Consider the following 20,812-nt stretch of genomic DNA (forward strand, 5'->3'; position numbering starts at 1 on the left):
TCAGAGCGCGTCGAGCTCGGCGACGGCGTCGGCCGGCAGGTCCAGCGCGGCGCCGGCCACGTTCTCGCGCAGGTGCGTCACGGACGAGGTGCCCGGGATGAGGAGCACGTTCGGTGAGCGCTGCAGGAGCCACGCGAGGGCCACGGCCAGCGGCGACGCCCCGAGGCGGGTGGCGACGTCCGTCAGCGTCCGCGACTGCAGGGGCGAGAACCCCCCGAGCGGGAAGTAGGGGACGTAGGCGATCCCCAGCTCCTGCGTGGCGCGCAGGACGGCCTCGTCCTCGCGGTGGGCGAGGTTGTAGGAGTTCTGGACGCAGACCACGGGTGCGATGGACCGGGCCTCGTGCAGCTGGTCGACGTCGACGGTGCTGAGCCCGAGGTGGCGGACCAGGCCCTGCCGCTGCAGGTCGGCCAGCGCCCCGAACTGCTCGGCGATGGAGCCGGGGACGGCGGTGTGACCGTCGGCGCCGCCGCCGACGCGCAGGTTCACGACCTCGAGCGCGTCGACGCCGAGGGTGCGCAGGTTGGCGTGGACCTGCTCGACGAGGTGGTGCGGAGCGGTCTGCGGCACCCAGGCGCCGTGCTCGTCGCGGACGGCGCCGACCTTGGTGACGACGTGGACGCCGTCGGCGGGGGTGAAGGCCTCGCGGATCAGTTCGTTGACGACGTGGGGGCCGTAGAAGTCGGCGGTGTCGACGTGGTTGACGCCGACGTCGACGAGGGTGCGCAGGACGGCGAGCGCCTCGGAGCGGTCCCGCGGCGGTCCGAAGACGTTCGGGCCGGCGAGCTGCATGGCGCCGAAGCCGGTGCGGGTGAGGTCCAGGTCTGCGACGGGGTAGGTGTCGTTCACGTCCCCAGCGTGCGCCGGGGCGGGTCGCGCAGGCAGTTCCCCGCCGATCCTGGGGGTGCGGGGACCAGGCTGGTCCCGGGGACGGTGCCTAGGCTGGCGCGGTGAACGCTCTGGGCGAGTTCCTGCGGGCCCGTCGTGGACTGGTGGACCCGGCGGACGTGGGGATCCCCGTCAGGGGGGTGCGGCGGACCCCGGGTCTGCGGCGCGAGGAGGTCGCGACGCTGGCGGGCATCAGCGCGGACTACTACCTGCGGCTGGAGCAGGGCCGGGACCGCAACCCGTCGCGGCAGGTGCTGGAGTCGCTGGCGCGGGTGCTGCGGCTGGACCCGGCGGCGACGGCGCACCTGCTGAGCCTGGCGACGGCGGCGCCGGCGCCCCGTCGGCCGCGGCGGGAGGTCGTGCCGGTGGGCATCCGGCAGTTGCTGGACGCGCTGGAGCTGCCGGCGTTCGTGGAGAACCGGGTGTTCGACGTGCTGGCGGCGAACCCGGTGGCGACGGCGTTGTGGCCGTCGCTGCGGGTGGGGCAGAACCGGTTGCGGGCGGTGTTCCTCGACGACGTGGAGCGGGCGATGGTGCTGGACCCCGAGCGCAGCGCGGCGGGGATGGTCGCCTCGTTCCGCGCGTCGGTGGGCGCCGGGACGGACGACCCGCGGGTGGCGGCGCTGGTGGGCGAGCTGTCGGTGGCGAGCCCGGAGTTCGCCCGGTTGTGGGCGCGGCACGACGTGCGGGAGCTGGCCGGGGGCACGGCCCGGTTGCAGCACCCGGCGGTGGGTCCGCTGGAACTTCGGCGGGAGAAGCTGCCGGTGGGCGGCACCGACGGGCAGCTGCTGGTGATCTACCACGCGGAGCGGGGGTCGGAGTCGGCGCGCTCGCTGGCGCTGCTGGGGTCGCTGGCGGTCTCCCCGCCGGGAGGTGCGGTCGACTGACCCGGGCCGGGCGGGAACGGACCGGTGCGGGCAGGCGGAGGAGTTTCTCGACGTTTCGCGGACAGCTCCCCTGCTGATCGGGGCGGCCACCGTGAATTGCTGCAAACGGGTGACGCTGACGTCTCCTCCGTGGCACTGTCGCTACCAGCTGTCACCCAACGACGGGAGCACGGTCCATGCGCACGCACCGTTCCACCTCCATCCGAGCAGCCGCCGCGGCGTTGGCGCTGCTGGCCGCACCCACGGTGGCCCTGGCCTCGGCCGCACCGGCGTCCGCGGCGGCCGCGGGCTGCATCCGCGAGAACCTGTTCGACGTCTCCTCCGGAGCCTCCTACCGCATCCCCTTCTCCGGGGTCCCCACCTTCCGCAACGGCCCGGGGGGAACGATGACGGTGAGCCGCAGCTACACCGGCAGCGCCGCCTACCAGGTGACCGCCGGCACCAGCGCGGAGGTCGACGCCGTCCTCGCCAAGGCCAAGGTGGAGATCAGCGCCTCGCTCACCAAGACGAACTCCACCTCGGCGACGAACACGTACACCCGCAACATCACGGCCGGCAAGTTCGGGAACGCCCGCTACGTCAGCTACGGCAGGACCGTCAGCTGGTACCGCGGCTACATCTCCCCGACCTGCACCGTCGTCAAGACCTCGTCGGGAACCATCCGGTTCCCCTCCACCAGTGAGGGTTGGTACTACTGGGAGACGTCGTCGTGACGTGACCCGGGTGGAACCGGTCGACGGGAGATCACCGGAAACCGCCCCCGCCGTGATCGTCCCGGGTACGGTCGGGTCGTGTTCCAGCAACCAGGACAGTTGATGCTGCTGTCGGTGCTCGTCCCGATCGTGGCGTGGGCCGTCGGGCTCGCCGTCACGGCCTACGTCGCCTACCGCGTCGTGCGGGCCGGGGTCCGGGACGGCATCCGGGAAGCCCGCTCCGAACGAGACCCGGGCCGGGGGCCGGACCGGTTCGAGTAGCGACGGGCGGCCCGCCCGACGACACGCGGTGCAGGGCCACGGAACTCCCCGTGCCCCCGCGCCGGGCTCACTCGCGCTCCGGCCCCAGCAGCACCCTGCAGGTCCAGTAGGCGGTGACCGAGAACCCGGCGCAGAGGACCAGCACCAGACCCAGCGCCGTGACCACCACACCCGGCCACAGCGAGACGTCGACCGTCGACTCGGCGCGGTCCAGCAGGAACGCCCCCACGGCGACGCAGAGGACGGCGAGGGAGGTGGTCGTGCCGGCCGCCGTCCTGAGCGGTGCGACCCGGCGTTCCAGCGCGGACACCCGGCCCGCGTCGTCGTCGGACCACGGGTGCTCACCGTCGAGTTCAGCCACGACCCGATCATGGCGGTCTTCCCCCGTCGAGGGGGTGAGGACGCGCAGATCGTCCCGGTCGGCCAGCGGCGGGGAACCCGGGACGAACCCGTTCAGGTGGTGCGGCGTCCGTCGCGCCGTTCCTGCAGCCAGAGGAGTTCCAGCAGAGCGGCGAACACCGTCGCACCGGCCGCGACGAGGAGCAGCGCCCGGCCGGTAACCCTGTCGAACTGCTGCAGCAGCCGGACCTCGGAGGGGTTCGCGGAGTCGCGGACGACTTCGACGCGCGCACCGGTGCGGGGCGGCGGGTCCGGGCAGGGCAGGATCGTCCGCGACGTGCCGTCGACGTCCAGCCGCACGAAACCCCCTTCGCCCGTGGAGACCTCCGTCACCACCCCGGTGGTCTCGACGCCCCGCTCACGCCAGACGGCCCGGTCGTGCGCGTCCCAGAGGGCGTAGGCGACGCACCAGGCGATCACGGCGAGCAGGACGAGACGACTGAGCCACTGCCACGGGTACCTCCCCAGGAGAACCAGCCGACTCACCGGCCCCCTCGCAGGCCACCGTGGGCGGGGGTCCCGGCGTCGTCGCCGTCGTCACCGTGGTCGTCCCCACCCCCGTCACCGCCGACCCGCGCTCCGGCGCCCTCGCCGTCGTCCTCCGCGCCGCGCTCCCGCTGCCGTCCTCGACCCACCACGCCCACCACCGGTCCTCCGCCCCCACGCCGTCCACCTCGACAGTCCCGCGCCGACTCACCCGAGTCCCGGGGCGATCTCCGCCAGGCGGCCGGCGACCGCCGCCTCCAGCCGGTCGTCCGTCGCCACCGCGGAGAACTCCGAGTCCAGCTCGCTCCAGAGCTGCTCGTCCTCGCCCGACAGTTCCTCCCACCCGGTCGGGCGGAACCGCAGGTACTCCTCCCGGGCCCGCAGGACCAGGTCGGCGACGTCGGTCAGGCCCAGCCACCGGTAGCCGTCAGCCGCGTCGTCGACCTCGCGCAGGCGGTCGCCGAAGAAGAGGTTCTCCACGGCTCCGCCGACCAGTCCACCGTTCTCCGCGATCCCGTGCAGGGCCAGGGCCGCCCCGAGCCGGCGCAACCCGGGCGGGGCGGAGGCGTCCTGCCGCTGGTGCGCGAGGACGGCGGGGACGTTCACGGCGTCCAGCAGTGGCGTCACGGTGGCTCCGTCGTCGGCGGGGTGGTCACCGTCGACGGTAGCCCCCCGTCCCGACACGACGGGCTCGCTCGACGACTCGGCGTCGGACCCGGCGACGTTCCCGGGAACGGGGAGCGGCGTCACCGGTGGAACCGGTAGAAGGGTGCCCGTGCCGATGCTCGTCCGGGCCGCGACCGCGGCCGACGCCCACGCCGTGACCGAGACCCACGTCACCGGCTGGCAGTCCGGGTACCGGGGTCTGCTGCCCGACGCGTACCTCGACGCCCTGTCCGTCGAGGACCGCACCCCCGGCTGGGCCCGGGCCATCGCCGACGGGGCGCAGGTGCTGGTCGCCGACGACGGTGAGCGGGTGCACGGTTTCGTCACCTTCGGCACCACCCGCGACGCGGACCTGCCCGCCTGCACCGGCGAGGTCCAGGCCCTCTACGTCCGCCCGGGCACGTGGGGACGTGGCGTCGGGGGGTCGCTGCTGGACTGCGCCCTCACCCGGCTGGCCGAGGCGGGGTGCGAGCACCACGCCCTGTGGACCCTGAAGACCAACCTGCGGGCCCGCCGCTTCTACGAGCGCCGGGGCTGGCGGGCCGACGGACGGGAGAAGACGGAGCGCAGACCCGGCCTGGTGCTGCACGAGGTCCGCTACCGGCTTCCGTGAGCGGCGGCGGACGTTCGGGGCCGGGCGAGACCTCGATCCGCTACTCTGCGATGAGGCCACGTCTCCGCTGATGCCGGTTCGCCTGACGGCGAACGACCAGATCGGACGACCCTCGTGCCTCTCCGCCCCCTCGACGCCCTGCGCGCTGCGCTCTCCCCGGTCACGGCCGCGCCGACCGCCGAACTCCGGGCCTTCCGCGCCACCCTCGTCGGCACGCTCGTCACGTCGGTGGGTCTGGGGCTCACCCTGCCGTTCACCTTCGTCTACTTCCACCACGTCCTCGGGCTGCCCCTGCCCGTCGTGGGGGTCGTCGTCGCCGCGGCCGCCGTGCTCGCCCTGGGCGCCACCGCCGCGGGGGGCGCGATCGCCGACCGGGTCGGGCTGGGACGGGTCGCCGTCCTCGGCCTGGGTCTCCAGGCCGGCGGGACCGTGCTCCTGGCCCTGGCCCGCGAACCCGTGGCCGGGACCACGGGCCTGGCCGTGCAGTCGATGGGCAACTCCCTGGTGTGGCCCAGCCTGAACGGGCTCGTCACCCACCAGGTCCCCGCCGAGCGCAGGTCGCGCGCCTTCGCCGTGCGGTTCGGGCTCGTGAACGTCGGGATCGGCGCCGGATCCCTCGTCGCAGCGGCGACGGTGTCGGTCGCGCGCCCGAACAGCTTCCACGTGGTCTACCTGCTCGACGGCGCCACGACCGCGGTCTTCGCGGTCGTCCTCCTCCTGGGGCTGCGGGGCACCGCGGGCTGGACGGCGCACGCGCACCGCGCGGGCGAGGTCACCCGGACCGGTTACCGGACCGTGCTGCGCGACGGGCGCTTCACCGCCTACCTCGTGGTCGTGCTGGCCCTGGCGGTCTTCGGCAGCTCCCAGACCGAGGGCCCGTGGGCGGCGTTCGTCGCCCTGACGCCCGGCGGGTCCGCCCGGGTCGTCGGCCTGGGCTTCGCGGCGAACACCGCCGCGATCGTCGTGTTCCAGCTACCGGTGGAACGCCGGACCCGGGGGCTGCGGCGCAGCCGGCTGCTGGTCCTGTGCGCCCTGTCGGGGGCTGCGGCGTGGGTGCTGACCGGGATCGCGAGCCTGCCGGGGCTCCCGGCGCCGGTGGCCGGAACGCTCCTGGTGGTGGCCCTGGGCGTCTTCGGGGTGGGTGAGACCTTGCTCAGCCCGGTCATCAACGCCGTGCCGAACGCCCTGGCGCCGGACCACCTCCGCGGCCGGTACAACGCGCTGAACTCGGCCACCTACCCGGTCTCCAAGTTCATCGGCCCGCCCCTGGCCGGAGTCCTGATCGGAGGCGGGACGCCGGGCTCCTGGGTCGTCGTGGTCACCCTCGGCGCGCTCGCCGCAGCCGGTGGCGCCGTCCTGCTCGGCCGACGCCTCCCACCCCACGTGGAGCTCCCGGGACGATGACCCCGGGCGTCAGCCGAGCGTCGCCCTGCCCGTCGCGTCAGCCGGTGCCACGGCCGCACGCCACGACGTCACCGCACCCCGCTGGGCGCCGGGGGCCTGGGCGACGACGTGGTCGGCCAGCAGGTCGTAGAACTCCCGGGTCGTCCAGGGCTCCCAGCCGTGCGGCTGGTCGCGGCCGAACCGGTACGTCACGTTGGAGCCCTCGAGCTTGTCGACGCGTTCCTTGAACAGGTTGACGCCGACGTTCAGGAAGTACGTGTCGGCGTCGCCCACGTAGATGGTCAACCGGCCGTCGAGCTTGTCGCGCAGCTCGTCCCAGTGCTCCTCGACGTAGGTCGCGAGGTCGAAGTGGTCGCGCCAGTGGGCGGCGACGTCGTGGTCGATCTCACCCGTCGCCTTGTCCCAGATCGGCTTCGGGTAGCCGTCGGCACCGCGGGGGGAGAACACGGCCTGCCACACGTCCCACTGACCGAGCCCGGAGCGGCCGCGGCTGCCCAGCGCGCGCTCCCAGCCGTTCTCCTGGCCCATCGTGTACTGCGTCTTGCCGCTGACCTCGCGCGCCGACGGCACGGGGACGTCGAGGTAGGCGTGGTGGGTGACGCAGGCGTTGTCGTCGTCGTAGACGTCGACGAGCTGGTGGGCGTGGAAGTCCAGCGGGTCGGGGTAGCCGGCCCAGGCACCCTGGTAGAGGTCGGGGTAGAAGATCTGCGTGGCCGCGGCCTCCCAGCCGCCCGTCGAGCCGCCGGAGAGCACGCGCGCCCACGGAGCGCCGATGGTCCGGAAGCGACGGTCGACCTCTGGCAGCAGCTCGGTGTTCAGCGCGGTGCCGTACGGCCCGATGTTCGCGGAGTCGACGGCGTAGGAGTCGTCGTAGTAGGGGTTCTCGTGGCGGAAGGTCACCGTGATGAACTTCGGCGCCGTGCCGGACAACCAGTACGCGCTGAACTCGTTGCCGCCGTCCTCGGTGAACCCCCGCGGTGCGTCACCGGGGAAGTGGCCGTGGTGTAGCTCCATCGGGTAGCGCACGGTCCGGTTCGCCGCCTCGTCGTAGCCCAGCGGCAGCAGGACGTCGGCGGCCACGTACGTGTCGCGGCCCCAGAACTCCGAGAGCACCGCGCTGCGGATCTTCACGTGCTTGACGTGCCGCGACTCCGCGGGGTTGCCCTGCTGCGACGTGCCGCCCGCGGGGACCGGTTCGGAGGGTTGCACGACCGTGTCCAGCGTGAGGCGCAGGGTTCGCCGGTTCCCGGTCGCGGGGACGGTGACCTCCACGACGGGGCCGTAGAGGTTCCCCGTGGAGGCGAAGACGTCGTGACCGTCGCCGCCGGGCAGGTGCAGGTCGATCTCCGCGCCGTCGGAGCGGGAGAAGTGCGTGTAGACGTTGAAGAAGGCCTGCGCGCGGTAGGTGCCGGGCGGCAGCGCCGAGGCGTCGGCCAGGGGGAAGCCGACGGCCGGAGCGGCCAGGGGGACGCTGGTGCTGCGGCCCGGGGCGAGACCGGTGACGTCCAGGCCCCAGAACGGCACCCCGTCGGCGACGTCGCCGGCCTGCTCGCGCGGTTCGCTGTCGGCGTCGGTGGTGAGGATGACGTAGACGCGGCCGGTCACGGGCCCGGGCACCAGCCCCGGCGCGAGGGTGACGGACGCGGTGAGGGACGGGCGGTGGGCCGGGGTGGCCGGCCCGGCGGCCGACGCGGCGGGTGCGCCGCCCACGGCGGCGGCCCCGGAACCCACCCCCGCGACCGCGGCGACGAACGAACGGCGGGACGGTCCGGTCACGACGGCTCCAGGGTGTGGTGGGGCGAGCACGTGCAGTGGTGCGGAACGTAGCAGCGGTGCCGGCACGGGACCAGGGGTCGACGCGCCACCGGTCAGCGCGCGCCCCCGGCCACCTCGTGCGGGGCGCGACGTCCCTCCCGGGCGGCGACGTCGCGCGTCGTTCGTGCCGGGAGGACCACCGGACACGCCGGGGGCCCACCCGTGAGGGCGGGGCCTGCGGTGGTGAACGGACGACTCAGCCGCGACCGCAGCGGCGATGGAACTCCGCCTCGCGCCCCTCGGTGTCCAGGACGCGGGCGTCGCCGGTCCCCGGCCGGCGGATCAGGGAGCCCCGGGTCCTGCCCACAGCTCGACCCGCAGCTGACCGCGGTCCTCCTGGAACGCCATCGTCCGGTGGAGGTGGGCCGCGGTCGTCGAGGACGCGAAGGCGACGTCCCACGGGTCGTTGAGACGCACTCCCACCAGCCACACCCGGCGGAAACCCCCGAGGGAGGCGAGGCGCTCGTCCTCGGGGACCTCGTCCCCCCCGATGGAGGTGCTGCCGGCGGGGTCGCTGCGGAGGAGGACGTCCTGGAGACCGAGTCCGGGTGGGAGGTAGTAGCGAGCCATCGGGCGGGTGGTGTTGCCGAGGTAGACGACCGCGTCACCCGGCCGCACGTCCGCCGCCAGGTCCCGGGCCAGCGAGGGCATGTCGTCGACCACGTAGGCCTGCCGCCGGACCTGCGCCAGGTGAGGGACCTGGGTCGCCACGAGCAGCGTCACCGCCAGCCCCGCGCCGACGGATCGCCACCGCGGGGCGCCGGAGGACCGTGGTCCACGTCCACGAGCGAGCACAGCGACCCCTGCCCCGCAGAGCACGGCCAGACCCGGCGCAGCCGCTGTCGAGTACCTGGGCTCGAACAACTGCCCGCCCCACGCCGAGCCGGCGTTCGCCAGCACCGGCGCCGCGATCCACGCGGTCACGAACACCGGGCCGAACCGACGACCTCCCCGGTCCGTTCGACGCGACCACGCGGTGAGCCCCACCGCGCACAGCACGGCCACCACCACCAGCGCCGCGCGGCCTCCGGCTGCGGAGTGCCACAGGCCCAGCGTCCTGGACAGCACGGGGAAGTCGTCGCCGATGCGGTCCGGCGCCTGGCTGAAGCCGACGGCCACCATCGCGAAGGACGCGAGGGCCGGGAACGCAGCACCGAGCAGGACGCGCCGCCGCGGTGCGCGAGCCGGCTGCAGGAGCACGACGGCGATCAGTGCGGCGACGGCGGGCGCCCCGCTGAGGACGTGCAGCGCCGCCGCTGCGGTGGCTGCCCCCGTCCACAGGACCCACCAGCGGGTGCGGGGTCGTTCCCGGTCACGCAGGAGGGCGTACGCCGTGACGGTCACGCTCGCCACGACGAGGGGGTAGGGGCGCGCCTCCTGGCTGTGGTCGACGAGCACCGGCAGCACGGTGCAGACGACACCCGCTGCCGCCCCGGCCACCGGGTCCAGCAGGCGACGCGCACACGCGGCGACGACCACCACCGCCACCACCGTGGCCACCGCCCCGGGCAGCCGCAGCCACGCCTCGTCCTGCGACACCCGCACCCAGGGGTGCATGAGGGCGTACCAGGGCCCCAGGCCGGCATCGGTCACCCGCAGCCCGCGCAGCATCACCGACCAGCCCCGCACCGCGGTGGCGAGGGTGTAGAACTCGTCGCGCCACAAGGGTTTCGCGTCGTAGCGCCACGCGGTGGTCCCCACGGCCAGCAGGCACGGCAGCAGCCACCACCACCCGCCCGCGACGCGACGGAGGAGCCGGTGGTGACCGAGGAGGCGGTGCTCGCGCGACCGTCCCCGCGTCAAGGAGCGACGCCCCAGCCCTCGCGGCCGCCCCCGCGCGAACCACCCGGGCGGCGACAGCGATCCCGCGACCCACCCGCCGGCGCTGCACCCCGCCGTTCCGCCACACCCACCTCAACGCCCCCCGCCGGGCCGCTGACGACCCCTCGCGAACACACCCCGTCGACAGCGGCGGGCCGGCCCCGCGCTCGGACGCAGTGTGGCGGTGACCGGTGCGGAGGGGCTGAGGACACGCCCTCGTCCGACCGGCGTCCCGCCGACGCGGCCCCCGGTGGCCCACCGTCGCGAGGAGGCTCGGTGCGGCGGCGCGGGTGCGCGGAACGGCCACGGCCGGCACGGCTGCCCCCACGGGCGTGCCGAGCAGGGTCGCCTCACCGGGGGTGCAACGTCGCGGGCAGGGGCGAGGTCGCGGTGACGTCGACGAGGCTGCCGCCGGCTTCCCAGCGGACCACCGCCCACCGCCCCGTGGTGGCGCACCCGGGGTTGACGTCCGAGGTGACCTCACGGGGCGTGACCGGGGTGCTGGCGGTCTGCGTGATCGAGTCGGCGCCATCACGCAGGCGCAGCTGCGCCGTCGGGTCGGCGGTCATGTCCCGGTCCGAGATGAACAAGGCGCTGGGGTCCTTCGTCCTGTTCTCCACGGGGCCGGTGAACAGGCGCAGCCGAACGCTCCGGCAGACGTCGTCGAGGCAGTAGTCGGCGCTGCGCGGGCCGCTGGGGCCCTGGGCCACGTCGCTCAGCGCGCTCAGGTCGAAGACCAGCCCGAACGGTGGGGCGAGGGTCGTGCACGCGACCCCGGGATCGAGGTGCGAGCAGGCGGACGCGGCGACCACGAGGAGGCACGTCCCGGCGACCGCCGCTCCACGGCGCGGGCCCCGGAGCGCGGCGGGCCGTCTGTCCTCGAGCACGTGCCCCATCATGACCACCCGGCCGACCGCCGTTGACCGTCAGGGCGCGCTGTGCGGGACCGCGCGGTCGAGGCGCTGCCCGGCTCCACGCCCGACAGCGGTCGCTCACGGAGCCCATCCGACCCCGGCGTCCTGCGGACCGGGTTCCCGGGACGGGCCCGCCGAGCCCTGGTCCGAGTCGTGGAGGACGACTCGACGGTCGTGCCCACGTCCGAGGTCGAGCTGGAACCCCACGGCCCGGCGCAGCTCCCCCGACCAGGTGGGCGACCTGGTGAGGGGGTGCCCGGTGCCCGACCACGCCCGTCGGTGGGCGGACGACGAAGGCCCCGCACCCTCGGGGTGCGGGGCCTTCGTGGTCCCTCGACCGGGCGCGACCTCTGATCAGCGACGCGGGATCAGCGTCGGCCGTAGCGGCGCCGGAACTTCTCCACACGCCCCTCGCTGTCCAGGACACGGGCGTTGCCGGTCCAGAACGGGTGGCTGGCCGCGGAGACGTCGACGTCGAAGACCGGGTAGGTGGTCCCGTCCTCGAGCGCCTGGGTCGGCAGGCCCACGCGGGTGCTCAGCGTCGAACGCGACAGGAACGTCGTGCCGGCGGACTTGTCGCGGAAGGCGACCAGGCCGTAGGTGGGGTGGGTGTTCGACTTCACGGTGACCTCCGGAGTGGGTGTCGCAACCTGCACTCCTGAGAACCGCTCTCACCCAGGACTTGTTCCCGCGGTGCGGCTGCCGCCGAACCAGGGCCACCGCTGCACCCAGGTCGCCCGCCGGACCGGTCCGGAGGCGACCGGGGGCGCACCCGCCCCGGGGTGTCCGCTCAGGGGCGTCCCGCCTCCGCGGGTTCGTCCGCCGGCAGGGTCGGGGCCCCGCGCCCGGCGCGCAGGTTCAGCGCGAGGACCACCGCCCCGACGGCCAGCCAGGCGATGCCGCCGATCTTGGCGGCCGCGTCGGCGTTGACCAGCACGTACCCGATGATGAGGAACCCCAGCACGGGGGCGACGAGGTGCAGGAGGTAGTTGCGCGAACGCCCCCGGACGAGGTGGTGGACGATCACCGAGACGTGCAGCAGGCAGAAGCCGAACAGGGCGCCGAAGTTCACCAGCGACGAGATCAGCCCGATCTGCCCGACGAAGAACAGCACGAGGACCAGGGTCAGCCCGGTGACGACGAGGGTCGCCGCCATCGGCACCTGCCGGGCGCTGACGCGCGACAGGAACGCGGGCAGCTGCCGGTCGCGGCTCATGGAGAACAGCAGGCGCGAGGTGGCGGCCTGCGCGGCCATGGCGTTGGCGATGCCCACGGCGATGACGTTGACCACGAGGAAGGCGGTCTTCCAGCCGGAGTTCGACGCAGCCTCGACGAGGTCGAAGAACGCGTTGCCGGCGGCGGCGTCGCCGAAGGAGTCCCGCCCCGCCGCGAGCAGGCTGGCCAGCCAGGTCTGGACGACGAAGAGGAACGCGACGACGAACAGGGCGATGAGCATCGCGCGCCCGGCGGGGTTCTTGCGTCCCGTGGTCTCCTCGGCCAGGGTCGAGATGCCGTCGAAGCCGAGGAAGCTGAGCACGGCGATGGACAGCGCCGAGGCGATGAGCGGGCCGCTGACCTCCGAGGAGTTCCAGAACGGTGTCGCACCCCACTCGGCGCCGGGGATCGTGCCACCGTTCAGCGCGGTCGCGGCGATGATCACGAACGCGACGACGAAGACGATCTCGACGGCCAGGAACACCCGGTTGGCCAGCTTGAGGGAGCTGATGCCCAGCAGGTTCACGACGGTGTTGATCGCCACGAACACCAGCGCCCACACCCACCGCGGGCTGCCGGGGAAGATGCCGACCATCGACTCGGCGGCGAACACGTACAGCAGCGTCGGGATGAGCAGGTAGTCCAGCAGGATCGCCCAGCCGGCGAAGAACCCCAGCGCGGGGTGGACGCCGCGGCCGACGTAGGAGAACACCGAACCGGCCAGCGGGAACGCCTTCGCCATCTGCCCGTAGGCGAGGGCGGTGAACACCATCGCCACCAGGCCGATGAGGTAGACGAGGGGGACCATCCCGCGGGCGCTGTCGTAGACGGTCCCGAAGATCGCCCACGGGGCGATGGGGACCATGAAGACCAGGCCGTAGACGAGCAGGTCGAAGGTGGAGACGGAACGCTTCAGCTCCTGCTGGTAGCCGAAGGACTCCAGGGTGCGCTGCTGGTCGCTCATCGCGGTTCTCCGGGTTCCTCGTCGCCGGCGGGAGCGGCGGCGTCGTCGTGGGCGGCGAGGAAGGCCGCGACGACCGCGCGGAACTCCTCGGGCTGCTCGAGGTGGGTGCAGTGGCTGGCGCCGGGGAAGACGTGGCTGGTGACGTCGGGGATCCGTTCCACGAACGGCGCCCAGGTGGCGGGGGTGGCCTCGTCGAACTCACCGGCGACGACGAGGGTGGGCACGGCGACCGCGGGCAGGCGGTCGACGACGCTCCAGTCGCGCAGGGTGCCGACGACGTGGAACTCGTTGGGTCCGTTCATCGTGTGGTAGACGGTCGGTTCCGCCTCCATCTGGGCCTCGCTGGCGGCGAAGTCGGGGTGGGTCGGGGTGATCCGGCAGACGTGGCGGGCGTAGAACACCTGCGTCGCGGCCAGGTACTCCGGGTCGGTCGTCGTGCCGGCGGCCTCGTGGCGCTCCAGCGCGTCGCGGACGTCCGCGGGCAGCTCGGCCCGCAGCTGCGCGGCACCCTCCACCCACAGCTGCATCGACGCCGGGGAGTTGCAGATCGCCAGCGAGACCAGGGACGCCGGGCGGCGCACGGCGATCTCGGCCCCCAGCATCCCGCCCCAGGACTGGCCCAGGACGTGGCAGCGCTCGATCCCCAGGCCGGTCAGGACGGCGTGGAACTCGTCGACGAACAGCTGCGGGGTCCAGAACTCCGCGGGCGCGTCGGGCAGGTGGGTGCTGCGCCCGCAGCCGAGCTGGTCGTAGTGGACGACGGTGCGCCCGGTCTCCTGCGCCAGGGCGGCGAGGTTGGCGACGTAGTCGTGGGCCATGCCCGGTCCGCCGTGCAGGACGACGAGCGGCAGGGCGCCGGGGCGGGGGGCGGTGGGGGTGGTGACCTGCACCCAGGTCTCGTGGCCGAGGACCGGCAGGGTGCGGGACTCGACGGTGGGGGTCGCGACGGGCATGGCGAGAGCATGATGAGCCGAAAGGTCCCGCACAAGACCATTGGCGGGAATTTACCTGCGGGAAACTGCGCGAGGATGGCGGGGTGAGGCAGACGGACGCGGAGCGGGCGCGGACGCGGACGGGTGCGTCCGCCGGTCCCGACAGCCCCCGCGTGGCCGCGGTGCTCGAACGCCTCGTCACGGCCATCGCCACCGGGCAGTACCTGCCCGGCTCCCGGCTGCCCCCCGAGCGCGACCTCGCCGCCGCTCTCGGCGCGGGGCGGATGACGGTCCGCGCGGCGCTGGCGCACCTGGCCCGGCGCGGTCTCATCGAGACCCGTCGCGGCCGCACCGGCGGTTCCTTCGTCGTCCAGCAGTGGCCCGAGTCCTCCACCGCGATCGTCGGGCGCACCCTGTCGGCCACCTACGCGCAGCTGCGCGACCTGTGCGAAGCCATCGCCCGCCTGCACGGGGCCGTCTGCCGGGCCGCGGCCGAGGCCCGCTCCCCCGCCGACCTGGCCCGCATCGAGGACGCGCTGGACGTCTACGCCGGAGCGGAGTCCGGCCTGGCCTCCCAGCAGGCCGACAGCGCCCTGCACCTGGCCATCATCGACGCCGCGCACAACGACACCCTGCGCCGGGTGCTGGCCGACCTCGAGGGCCAGCTCAGCATCGGCGCCCCCGCGCACCTGTGGGGAGCGCCGGAGGGCATGCGGGCCATGGAGGTCCGGGCGCTGCGCGAGCACCGCGAGCTCGTCGCCGCGATCGCCGGGCGCCGGGCGGACGACGCCGAGCGGATCGCCCGGGCCCACGTCGCCATCGACCTGGAGCTGCTGACCGCGGCCCTGGCCCGCACCGGCGTCCTGCCCGCCCCCGCCCGGTGACCGCCGGACCCGGCCGCTCGTTCGCCGCCGCCGAACGCGGTGCCGGTCACGTCGAGGTCGGCCTGCGCAACCGCCCGGACCAGCGGCTCTCCACCTGGGCCGCGACGCTGGACGCCGTCTCGGACGCACCCGTCGCGGAGTGGGTCGTGACCTCCTCCGACTCAGGACCACGACCGACCGGTCACTCGATGCACAGGACGAAGTCGTCGAAGACGTGACGGCCCGGGGCACCTCCGGTGGCGGCAGCCGCAGCGGCGACGTCGTCCAGGTGCGCAGGCGTCATCGGCAGCGGGGCTTCGCCGTCGTGACGGACCGAACCCCGGGGGTGGTCCACCCCGGCCACGTCCGACATCTCCACGTGCGCCCCCAGCAGGTGCTCCACGGACCTGGTGCGGACCAGTTCCCGCAGGCGCTGCAGCGAGGCGCAGAACGCCGGGAAGTCGTCCACGTACAGCCGGCCCGGGTAGACCGTGTCGCCGGTGAGCAGGGCACGGGTGGCCGGGTCGTGCACGGCGACGGAGGTCCGGTGGTGCCCGGGGATCGCCACGACCTCCACCACGCGACCGCCGAGGTCCAGGCGCCCTCCCGCACCCTGCGCGTCGATGCCGAAGAAGGAACGCACCGCGGCGACGTCGTGCCCCACGACCACGGTGTCGGGCCGGTCGTCGAACTGGCCGTCGCCGGCGACGTGGTCGTCGTGAGCGTGGGAGTGGGCCACCACCAGTCCGTAGCCCGGACGGGGGTGCACTCTCAGCCACTCGTCCACGAGCCCGTCCACGATCGAGCGCAGGGAGCGCGCGACGTCGTCCCCGGTGGCACCGGTGTCCAGGAGCAGTGCCCGCTCGGTGCCGAGGAGCAGGTACAGGAACGGTGCCTCGAAGTGGGAGGTGATGCTCTGGCGCAGTACCACCGTGGCCTCGTCGGCCCAGTGGACCTGGAACGCCGGTTCAGGTGCGCCCGAGGTGGCGGTGTTCCAGGTGACGTCGAGGTCGAGGGGACTCATGGCGGCAGGCTAGGTGGGTCCGGGCCGGCGAGGAGCGCTCGGAGCAGGCACCGGAGGTGCTCCCCGTCGGCGACGGCGCGGTGGTGGGGGGTGCGTCTGCGCAGTTCCGGCGGCACCTGCGGGAGCCCCGGCGCACGCACCGGGGGCTCACCCTCCCCGGACCCACACGGTCACGTCGAGAACACCCCACCCACCCAGGTCACGACTTCGCGCGCCCCACCGCACCGGCACCGAGAAAGTCGTCTGCCCGGAACCGGCCGACTCCAGCGTCAGGCACCATCCCGTCCACCTCCCGCCCGCGCCACCGTCCCGGCACAGCTCCTGCGAGGGGTCGCTGAGGTGGAGACCGGCCTCTCCGGCGTGCAGCCGCTGCGACAGGCCCTGCACCGCCAACCCTGCAGCGGCCGACGGGTCGTGGCTGCCCCCGTCCACACCCCCGGCACCGCGCGGCACGGAAAGACCCACCCCGATCGCCGCCGCCTCGCACGGACGCAGCAGCACCGCCACCTCCGGTCCCACCTGCTGAGCCTCCGCCGCGTCCGCGCCACGGGTCGTGAGCACCACGCCCGCCAAACCACCCGCCAACCCGCCCCGCACCTGGCGCAGCCGGGCACTGAGCTGCACCACGCTGACCTCAGCGACGTCGCAGTCGTGGACCACCGCGCCGGACGGACGCGCTGCTCGCACCCGCTCCTGCGCCGGCGCCCCGAAGAACAGACCCCCGCCGCGATCGGCAGGGCGATCACCGTGACGACCGCGACGACCGACGCCCGCCGATCCACCCCACGCCCCTGAGCACGCCCGAGCCCCCGCCCTCGACCGCGACCTCGCCGCGGACCGGGCCGTGCGCCGGCGCGGTCCAGCAGCCGCGCGCAGGACATCGTCCACCGACGGGGCACAGCACGATCCTGCCAGCGAGAGCCACCTCGGTCACCACGTCGAACGGCACCACGTCGAACGGCTCGCGTTCTCCCACCGCCGGTCCCGGCACGGCGAAACCCGCGCGCGCCGGGACGTCGAAACCCCGGCCCAGTCGGCGAACCCCCGCCCAGAGATCTTCCGCACGTGCCGGTGATCGAGGTCGGTCCACGGGCAGGAGCCCCCTCGACTCGGCGGCGTCCGCGCGACCCGCGACGTCTCGAACCGTCGCGCCTCACAGATCGAGGAGTCGTCGCGGGCGTCCGCCAGTGGCGGCACTCGCCCGGTGTCGAGGTCTTCCACCAGACCGGTCGACGACACCGTGCCGGACGGCCCCACGTCGTGGGGCTACCCGCTCGTGCGCGACGACGAGCAGGACCCGTGGTTCATCCAGGACGACGGCGACGGCTGAACCGCACCGCGAACCGCCGCCGTGGACGCCGGCGGGCCGCGCCGAGGACCCGCGGGCCTCGCCCCGGGCAGGTCGACGTCGTGCACGAGGTCAGTCCCACCAGAAACGCCAGGACAGCTGTCCGGGCAACTCGTCCGCGTACTCGGCCACCGATCCTGGACCGTCCTGGTAGATCGCGTCGGAGCAGAAGGCCACGTGCTCGCCCGCCAGCTGCAGCGAGACCGTCTCGGTGATCTCGGCGGCGACGGAGACGACGACGGTGGCCGAGTCGATCGCCACCAGTCGAACACCGAAGCGCTCCTCCCAGCTGCGCAGCACGCACGACAGCTCAGCGGGGCTGGCGTCGAAGTTCACCGCACCCGACCAGCCCAGCGACGCCAGGACGTCGGCACCCCGGGAGACCGGGACGAGCCCCAGACGCAGGGCGGGGTCCGCCGACAGCAGCTCGCGCGCCAGCTCCAGGGCCAGCGCGTCGGGGTCGTGGCGCAGCGGCTGCGCGGGAGCCAGGCCCGGCCAGGTGCTCTGCTCCTCCACCTCCTCGAACCAGGAGCTGAGCACCTGCTCGGCGTCGAGGTCGTCGACGCGGTCCAGCTCGGACTCGAAGAGGCTCTCCGCCTCCCAGTCAGCAGCGGGCTCGTCGAGCAGCACGGGGTGGAAACCGCTGCGGGTGCGCTCGGCGTGCAGCCGGGTGAAGACCTCCAGCGAGGCCGGTCCGACCGACGCCCACAGGGCGGGGACGCCGTCGTCGTTCATCACCACGGCACCGGCGGGAAGACCGCCCGGGAGGTTCGAGAAACCGCTCACGGGCTCCATCCTGAGGGTGGGTCGGACACGGGGCGAAGAGCAGTCCCGTCCGGCGTCCGGAACGAGGGTCGGGCGGGAACGTGGATCCACGATCGTCTCGTGCCGCGCGGGCACCCGGCCACGGCGCTGTCGTGCGGCACGATGACCCGCACCCGCGCAGTGCCGTGGTCACGACCGAACCAGGAGGCAGTCCGTGGTCCGCTTCCACCCGCGCCTGATCCGCGCGCTGCTGCACCACCGCCACCAGGAGTGGCGCGAACGCCGTGCACCGCTCCCACCCGAGGGGCGCCTCGAGCCCGCGTGGTACCCGGACCGGCCTGTCTCCGGCAGCGTGGGAGCGAGCTACGAGCCCGTCGACACGTCCCGGGTGCGCAGATCGCGTCGTCGCTGACCCGGACGCCGGCTGCTGCGCCGCCCCACCGGTACCGGCCTCCCTCACGGCAGCGGGACCGGACCGACGAGGTCGTCCGGCGCCCGCCGGGACCGCCCGCTGTCGGTGACGACCGCCAAACCCTCGCGCGCCCAGTACTCGAAACCACCGATCAGTTCCCGCACCCGGGTGTACCCCATCGAGGCCAGGGTGGAGGCGGCCTTGGTGGAACCGTTGCAGCCCGGCCCCCAGCAGTAGACGACGATCGGGGTGTCCAGGTCCGGGGCCAGGTCCGCGATGCCGTCGTGCACCTGCGCGCCGGGCAGGTGCACCGCGCCGGGGATGCGGCCCTGGCTCCACCCCGCTGCCGAGCGCACGTCGAGCACCAGCGGCGCCGCACCGGCGGCGCGGGCCGCGGCGAGGTCGGCGGGATCGGTCTGGTGGGCGAGCTTGGCGGCGAAGAAGTCCACCGCGGAGATCGAGGTCGGCATGCCCACCATGGAACCCGGTCGACTCCTGCGGGACCAGGTCCTGTCCACGGCGTCGACGCGTCTGCGCCGTCGATCCGCTGGTAGTTTCGCCGTCGTGGCGACGAATCCCCGGCCGGCCCTGGACGCGACCGACCGCCGCGTCCTGGAAGAGCTGCAGCGGGACGGCCGCATCAGCGTCGCCGACCTGGCCCGGGCGATCAACCTGTCCGCGAGCGCCACCGCCGACCGGTTGCGTCGTCTCACCGACACCGGTGTCATCACCGGCTACAGCGCCACCCTGGATCCCGAGGCGCTCGGTTACACCGTGACCGCGTTCGTGCGCCTGGCCTACCCGACGGGCAACTACAAACCCTTCCACGACCTGCTGGACGTCACCCCCGAGGTCGTCGAGGCCCACCACGTCACCGGGGACGACTGCTTCGTCCTCAAGGTCCTCGCCCGGTCCATGCGCGACCTGGAACGCATCACCGGCAAGCTGGCGACCCTGGGGGGCATCACGACCAGCGTCGTCTACTCCAGCCCGCTCCCGCGCCGACGCCTCGATCCCGCGTGAGCACCGGGACGTACCCGCCCTCCGCACGGTGTGAACCCGCAGGGTTCGTGCTCAGCCCCGCCCCGCTCACGGACCCACCGGTCGACCGCGGCGCACCGAGATCGGTCGCTCGATCGCAGCGACCGCCCTCGTCCTGCTCGTCGCTGCGCTCCTGCGTCGGGCGGCGCGACGGGAACCGTCTCCACCGTGGCGACGTCCCAGCGACGTGCTGCGCCGACGCGACCTGCTGACCGCCCTCACCGCCACCGGCGTCCTCGCCGCCTGCGGCACGAGGGACAGCCAGGACCCGGCCACCCCCGCGACCCGCTGGCCCGGCGACCTGCCGACGACGACCGCCACCTGGCAGGAACTCCCCCCGCCACCGATCGACCCCCGCGGGGCCCCGACCCTGACGTGGACGGGGGCGGAACTGCTCGTGGTCGGCGGGACCGGCCCCGTCGTCGGGCCCGTGCCGGACTGCCCGGCGAACGCCAGCTGCGCCGCCCCACCGACCGAACCGGTCACGGACAGCGGCGCCTACGATCCCGCGACCGGCACCTGGCGCCGCTTCCCCGAACCCCACTCCTTCCACCACGGCACGACCTGGACGGGGAACCTCCTGACCGACGGCTGGTCCTGGTTCGACCCCGCCACCGGCGGATCGGGTCCGGCCCCCGAGTCGGACCTGCTCGTCTACGCCCCCGCCTGGTGGTCGGGGACGGAGGTGCTGTGCGTCGGCACCGACGGCAGCGGCCAACCCGTCCCGCACACCCTCTGGGCCTGGAACCCCGCGACCGGCACCACCCGCACCAGCCGGGTCCCGGGCCCCGACTCCGGGGAGAGCTGTTGCACGATCTGGACCGCGGACGAACTGCTCGTGGGGCTCACCCAGGTGCCGGACGGGTACGCGGGCAGCAGCGTCCAGGCCTACGACCCGGCCCACGACCGCTGGCGCGCCGTCCCCGTCCCCGTCCCCGGCGGCGCGGAGGAGACCTCCGGCCCGACCGCTGTGCCGTTCGGGGGGTGGGACGGCCGCCGGCTCATCGGAACCGGGTGGAACGCGGACCAGGAGCCGAGGCTGGAGCGGGTCGACCCGGTGGACGGCACGTCCGACCCGCTGGACCTGCCTGCGGCGCTCCAGGACCCCCGCTGGGCCCAGAACGTGGTCGTCGGTCCCGGGCACGTGGCGGTCGGAGTCGGCGGCCGGTACGCGGTGCTGCACGAGGAGACCTGGACCGCGTTGCCCGCGTTGCCCGGCGTCGTGGACGGCGACCCGACCACCGTCGCCTGGGCGGGTGATCGGCTCGTCGTGTGGGACGACTCGATGGAACGCACCGGCTGGCAGATCCAGCCGACGTGACGGGCCGTCCACGACGACGCGCCGCCTGGCTGCTCCCACCACGGGCCAGGACGTCCAGCG

The 20,812-nt window shown here is 74.0% G+C and carries 21 protein-coding genes; 8 read left to right on the forward strand and 13 right to left on the reverse strand.

Translation table 11 applies throughout. The features are described 5' to 3' along the window. Positions 1-849, reverse strand: a complete 849-nt coding sequence (locus tag CLV37_RS20115; protein WP_106213756.1) for an oxidoreductase — start codon at positions 847-849, stop codon at positions 1-3. 101 nt (positions 850-950) lie between these two features. Between CLV37_RS20115 and CLV37_RS20120 the strand changes: the two genes are divergently transcribed. The 3 genes from CLV37_RS20120 to CLV37_RS27125 all read left to right on the forward strand — a co-directional run bounded on the left by CLV37_RS20120 (position 951) and on the right by CLV37_RS27125 (position 2,749). After that, entirely contained in the window at positions 951-1,775 is an 825-nt protein-coding gene (locus CLV37_RS20120) for a helix-turn-helix domain-containing protein (RefSeq protein WP_106213758.1), read from the forward strand. Between the two features lie 176 nt (positions 1,776-1,951). Beyond that, on the forward strand, positions 1,952-2,488 hold the full coding sequence (locus CLV37_RS27120; RefSeq protein ID WP_146149508.1) for a hypothetical protein: 537 nt from the start codon (positions 1,952-1,954) through the stop codon (positions 2,486-2,488). Between the two features lie 78 nt (positions 2,489-2,566). Beyond that, entirely contained in the window at positions 2,567-2,749 is a 183-nt protein-coding gene (locus CLV37_RS27125; protein WP_146149509.1) for a hypothetical protein, read from the forward strand. 67 nt (positions 2,750-2,816) lie between these two features. On the opposite strand, the gene CLV37_RS20130 is transcribed toward CLV37_RS27125, so the two are convergent. The 3 genes from CLV37_RS20130 to CLV37_RS20140 form a co-directional block, all read right to left on the reverse strand. Further along, on the reverse strand, positions 2,817-3,110 hold the full coding sequence (locus CLV37_RS20130) for a hypothetical protein (protein WP_106213764.1): 294 nt from the start codon (positions 3,108-3,110) through the stop codon (positions 2,817-2,819). 92 nt (positions 3,111-3,202) lie between these two features. After that, on the reverse strand, positions 3,203-3,634 hold the full coding sequence (locus CLV37_RS20135; protein ID WP_146149510.1) for a hypothetical protein: 432 nt from the start codon (positions 3,632-3,634) through the stop codon (positions 3,203-3,205). 207 nt (positions 3,635-3,841) lie between these two features. Continuing rightward, positions 3,842-4,261 (reverse strand): DMP19 family protein, encoded by a 420-nt coding sequence (locus CLV37_RS20140; RefSeq protein WP_146149511.1) that lies wholly within the window; start codon positions 4,259-4,261, stop codon positions 3,842-3,844. Between the two features lie 154 nt (positions 4,262-4,415). Between CLV37_RS20140 and CLV37_RS20145 the strand changes: the two genes are divergently transcribed. Together CLV37_RS20145 and CLV37_RS20150 are read left to right on the forward strand one after the other, a co-directional pair. Further along, positions 4,416-4,913 (forward strand): GNAT family N-acetyltransferase, encoded by a 498-nt coding sequence (locus tag CLV37_RS20145; protein WP_245885506.1) that lies wholly within the window; start codon positions 4,416-4,418, stop codon positions 4,911-4,913. A 114-nt stretch (positions 4,914-5,027) separates the two neighbouring features. Next, a complete protein-coding gene (locus CLV37_RS20150; protein ID WP_106213772.1) occupies positions 5,028-6,317 on the forward strand; it encodes an MFS transporter in 1,290 nt (429 codons plus the stop codon). A gap of 9 nt (positions 6,318-6,326) precedes the next feature. Here the strand turns inward: CLV37_RS20150 and CLV37_RS20155 are convergent, their stop codons facing one another. The 6 genes from CLV37_RS20155 to CLV37_RS20180 all read right to left on the reverse strand — a co-directional run bounded on the left by CLV37_RS20155 (position 6,327) and on the right by CLV37_RS20180 (position 13,999). After that, on the reverse strand, positions 6,327-8,093 hold the full coding sequence (locus CLV37_RS20155; protein ID WP_106213774.1) for an alpha/beta hydrolase: 1,767 nt from the start codon (positions 8,091-8,093) through the stop codon (positions 6,327-6,329). Between the two features lie 321 nt (positions 8,094-8,414). Beyond that, positions 8,415-9,935 carry a glycosyltransferase family 39 protein gene (locus CLV37_RS20160; RefSeq protein ID WP_106213776.1) on the reverse strand — a complete coding sequence of 507 codons (1,521 nt, stop codon included), beginning with the start codon at positions 9,933-9,935 and terminating at the stop codon, positions 8,415-8,417. Positions 9,936-10,303: 368 nt separating this feature from the next. Next, positions 10,304-10,840, reverse strand: coding sequence for a hypothetical protein (locus CLV37_RS20165; RefSeq protein WP_146149512.1), 537 nt, complete (start codon positions 10,838-10,840; stop codon positions 10,304-10,306). A 395-nt stretch (positions 10,841-11,235) separates the two neighbouring features. Continuing rightward, positions 11,236-11,490: a type B 50S ribosomal protein L31 gene (locus CLV37_RS20170; RefSeq protein ID WP_106213780.1), complete on the reverse strand. Its 255-nt coding sequence runs from the start codon at positions 11,488-11,490 to the stop codon at positions 11,236-11,238. Positions 11,491-11,657: 167 nt separating this feature from the next. Next, positions 11,658-13,046, reverse strand: coding sequence for an APC family permease (locus tag CLV37_RS20175; RefSeq protein ID WP_106213782.1), 1,389 nt, complete (start codon positions 13,044-13,046; stop codon positions 11,658-11,660). Next, on the reverse strand, positions 13,043-13,999 hold the full coding sequence (locus CLV37_RS20180) for a proline iminopeptidase-family hydrolase (RefSeq protein ID WP_106213784.1): 957 nt from the start codon (positions 13,997-13,999) through the stop codon (positions 13,043-13,045). Before CLV37_RS20180 ends, CLV37_RS20175 begins: the two co-directional genes overlap by 4 nt. 83 nt (positions 14,000-14,082) lie before the next feature. Here CLV37_RS20180 and CLV37_RS20185 point away from each other — a divergent pair, with 83 nt between their 5' ends. Beyond that, a complete protein-coding gene (locus CLV37_RS20185; RefSeq protein ID WP_106213786.1) occupies positions 14,083-14,862 on the forward strand; it encodes a FadR/GntR family transcriptional regulator in 780 nt (259 codons plus the stop codon). Positions 14,863-15,043: 181 nt separating this feature from the next. On the opposite strand, the gene CLV37_RS20195 is transcribed toward CLV37_RS20185, so the two are convergent. From CLV37_RS20195 to CLV37_RS20210, 3 genes are all read right to left on the reverse strand, one after another. Next, positions 15,044-15,865, reverse strand: a complete 822-nt coding sequence (locus tag CLV37_RS20195; RefSeq protein WP_106213790.1) for an MBL fold metallo-hydrolase — start codon at positions 15,863-15,865, stop codon at positions 15,044-15,046. Positions 15,866-17,285: 1,420 nt separating this feature from the next. Beyond that, positions 17,286-17,999 carry a DUF4253 domain-containing protein gene (locus tag CLV37_RS20205; protein WP_170127390.1) on the reverse strand — a complete coding sequence of 238 codons (714 nt, stop codon included), beginning with the start codon at positions 17,997-17,999 and terminating at the stop codon, positions 17,286-17,288. A gap of 435 nt (positions 18,000-18,434) precedes the next feature. Continuing rightward, on the reverse strand, positions 18,435-18,869 hold the full coding sequence (locus CLV37_RS20210) for a rhodanese-like domain-containing protein (protein WP_170127391.1): 435 nt from the start codon (positions 18,867-18,869) through the stop codon (positions 18,435-18,437). An 85-nt stretch (positions 18,870-18,954) separates the two neighbouring features. Here CLV37_RS20210 and CLV37_RS20215 point away from each other — a divergent pair, with 85 nt between their 5' ends. Further along, complete coding sequence (locus tag CLV37_RS20215) at positions 18,955-19,413, forward strand: Lrp/AsnC family transcriptional regulator (RefSeq protein ID WP_106213796.1); 459 nt, start codon at positions 18,955-18,957, stop codon at positions 19,411-19,413. A 205-nt stretch (positions 19,414-19,618) separates the two neighbouring features. Continuing rightward, positions 19,619-20,752, forward strand: a complete 1,134-nt coding sequence (locus CLV37_RS20220; RefSeq protein ID WP_106213798.1) for a Kelch repeat-containing protein — start codon at positions 19,619-19,621, stop codon at positions 20,750-20,752. Positions 20,753-20,812: the final 60 nt, after the last annotated feature.

The organism is Kineococcus rhizosphaerae (assembly GCF_003002055.1).
Lineage (GTDB): Bacteria > Actinomycetota > Actinomycetes > Actinomycetales > Kineococcaceae > Kineococcus > Kineococcus rhizosphaerae.